Origin of the sequence: Streptomyces sp. NPDC058964 (assembly GCF_042741275.1) — a bacterium.
Classification (GTDB): domain Bacteria; phylum Actinomycetota; class Actinomycetes; order Streptomycetales; family Streptomycetaceae; genus Streptomyces.
The window spans coordinates 1-2,417 of record NZ_JBHYKH010000831.1; the positions used below are offsets into that span (position 1 = coordinate 1).

Consider the following 2,417-nt stretch of genomic DNA (forward strand, 5'->3'; position numbering starts at 1 on the left):
GGGTGGGCGGCGCCCCCCCCCGGCGCCCCCCCCCCCGCGGGCCCCCCCCCCCCCCGCGCGCCGCCCGCACGCGCCCCCCAGCCACACGACCACCTGCCCAAGAGCCCGCCTGGACGAGGCGTGCCTGTTGCAAAGGAACCCGGATGGAAATCAAAGGATCAGTCGCCCTGGTGACGGGCGCCAACCGCGGCATCGGCCGCGCATTCGCCCGCTCACTGATCAACCACGGCGCGGCGAAGGTCTACGCCGGCGTCCGCGACCCGGCCGGCGTGGCGGATACCGACCTGGTCCCGGTGCGTCTGGACGTCACCGACCACGAGGACGTCGCCGCGGCTGCCGAAATCGCGAACGACGTATCCATCGTGATCAACAACGCGGGAATCGGTGGCCAGGGCACCCGGCTCCTGGAGGGCACGTTCGACGGTGCGCATCAGGCGATGGAGGTCAACTACTTCGGCACCTGGGCGGTGGCCCGCGCATTCGCCCCGGTACTGGCTCGCAACGGCGGTGGAGCACTGGTCAACATGCTCTCGCTCGCGTCCTGGGCCGGCCAGCCGCAGTTCCCCGGATACGCGGCCTCCAAGGCCGCGCAGTGGTCACTGACGGACTCCCTGCGGCAGGCCCTGCACGCCCAGGGAACCCTGGTGGTCGGAGTGCATGCCGGATTCGTCGACACGGACCTCAGCGCGTGGACCGACGCACCGAAGGTCAGCCCCGCCACCGTCGCCGAGCTGACCATGGACGCCCTGACCGGCGACCGGTTCGAAGTCCTCGCCGACGAGGAGACCCGGCGCATCAAAGCCGCGCTGTCACGGCCCGTCAGCGCGCCGTCCGGCATCTGACCGCCGCGCGCAGGCCGGCCGCGGGCGGCGGTCGGGCCCGCCCCGGCCGGCGTACGGGGTCCCTGCCCAGAGCACCGCGGAACCGGCCGACCGTCGGATCCCACCCCCGGCGCACGTCCGCCCCGCGGGTCTGCCGCCGGGCGGGTTTCCCTGCCGCGACACGGCCCGGGGCCACGGTCGGCAGCCGCGTCATGACCCGGGACTGCAGCACCACGACGCCGGGCGCGCACGCAAATGGCGGAGCGTATCCGCCCAAAGGACATCACAGAACGGCGCCCGTCATGGCGCGGCGCGGTACCCGTCGCAGGATCACCATACGCCGTCCGAGTGCGGCACTCCTCACTCCGACGGTCCGTCAAGGTGATCCCTGACAAGTCATCAGGGTCGGCTCAGGGTCGAGGCGGGGTGGTCACTGATAGCGGTCGGCCAGTCATGCTCAGCAGGCTGTTGGTCATGTTGAACACCACTGCCGATGGCCCCCGCCCGTCTCTCGCCCGCCGCGCCGCGGTCACCCTCGCCGGCGCCGCTGCCCTGGCAGGTCTTGCGGGGATGTGCGCGCCGGGTTCCGCGTACGCCGAGCCGGGCGCCGCCACCGCCCGGTCCGCGGCCGATTTCAGTGACTGCCCTGCCCTTCCTGCCGGGGTCGATCCGGCCCACTGGAGGTGTGAAGTTCACACTGCTGCACCGCAGTTGACGATGGGCGGGGTCACCGCGACTCTCGCTCCGATCACCATGACGCACGCCGAGGGACCGATGCCGGACGGTACCAATGGGCAGGTGTGGGGTGCGATGCACACTGCACCGACCGCCGTTCCGGGCGGGCTGAACGGCAGTGCGGCAGGCGAGCACTCGCGGCAGCTTCGATTGGCGATCAAGCCGGAGTACGGCGGCCGATCCGACTTCTATACCGGGCAATTCAGCCTGCGCTTCCGGCTGCTGAGCCCGCTGCTGCCACAGGGATGCACCATCGGGGCGAGCGCGCCGATCGACTTCCAGCTGAAGCGGTCGGGCCCCTCGCAGTGGGTCTCACAGGATCCGCCGCTGATCAAGTTCTCGGCCTACGATGACGCCTTCGCCGCCCCCGCCGCTGAAGACTGCGGGCCGCTGACAGGGCCACTCAACCGGCGGCTCGGACTGCCCGCGTCGAGCGGAAATCTGATGACCTACGACGCCACCTACACCTTCCGGATGTACGACCAGCTGCCGACGACCTGATCGGCGGGACAGGACAGCACCGGTCTTCGAGCGTGTCAGCTGGAGCCCATGACGATTCCTCGGCAGCTGAAATGGGCGTCGGGGCAGCACCGCTGATGCTGCCCGTGCGCGGCGGCGGATCTGTTACGCCGATTGTCCTTCCCGCTGGCTGACATCCGTTCCGCGGACGACGGCGGCGTGGAGTGCCCTCAGCGTGTGCGTGGGCGGCAAGCATCGTGCCGTGCAGCTCGTTCGCGTCGACAAACGAGACCGACTGGTGGTGTTCGGGGCCGAGTCGGACAATGCGCCGGCCCCCGGGGGGTGGCCCCGCGGGGGGGGCGCCCCCATTGGCGCGGGGGGGTGACGGCGCGTACCCGGGTG

At 71.3% G+C, this 2,417-nt stretch carries 2 protein-coding genes; both read left to right on the top strand.

The genetic code is table 11. The annotated features are described in order from the left end of the window. The first annotated feature begins 143 nt into the window (after positions 1-143). Positions 144-842: an SDR family oxidoreductase gene (locus tag ACFW2E_RS45325; RefSeq protein ID WP_384477595.1), complete on the top strand. Its 699-nt coding sequence runs from the start codon at positions 144-146 to the stop codon at positions 840-842. A 453-nt stretch (positions 843-1,295) separates the two neighbouring features. Next, a complete protein-coding gene (locus ACFW2E_RS45330; protein ID WP_384477598.1) occupies positions 1,296-2,057 on the top strand; it encodes a hypothetical protein in 762 nt (253 codons plus the stop codon). Positions 2,058-2,417 lie beyond the last annotated feature (360 nt).